1 protein-coding gene is annotated in these 571 nt (G+C 65.3%); it reads left to right on the forward strand.

What is annotated here, in order from left to right; translation table 11 throughout:
* Positions 1-19 precede the first annotated feature (19 nt).
* On the forward strand, positions 20-571 hold a 552-nt coding region (locus AWU74_RS07545), incomplete at its 3' end, for a glutamate--tRNA ligase (RefSeq protein WP_238580248.1).

Below are 571 nucleotides of genomic sequence, written 5' to 3' on the forward strand. Positions count from 1 at the left end.
GCGGCAACAGGAGTCGCTTATGGAAGTTCGCGTCCGCTACGCCCCGTCCCCGACGGGAATGCAGCATATCGGCGGGGTGCGCACCGCGCTGTTCAATTACCTCTTTGCCCGCGCGCACGGCGGCGCTTTCATCCTGCGCCTTGAAGACACCGACCGCGCCCGCTTCGGGCAGGAATACGTGCAAAACCTGTTCGACACGCTCTTGTGGCTCGGAATCGAGTGGGACGAGGGACCGGACAAAGGCGGACCCTATGCGCCCTACGTGCAGTCCGAGCGCTTCGCGCTATACCGGCAGCACGCCGCGGAGCTGGTCGCCCGCGGGCACGCCTATCAGTGCTTCTGCGACGCCGAGCGGCTGGAGCGAATCCGCTCCATACAGGCGCTGAACAAAATGCCCCCCGGCTACGACCGCTGCTGCCGCTCCCTGACGCCGGAGGAAACGCAGGCGCGCCTCGCCGCGGGGGAAAAGCCCGTCGTTCGCCTGAAAGTGCCGCTCGAAGGCGTAACCCGCTTTACGGACGCGCTTTTGGGCGTCATTGAGTGGAAGAATGAAGACATTAGCCCCGACCCC

It is taken from the genome of Treponema endosymbiont of Eucomonympha sp. (genome assembly GCF_001028545.1).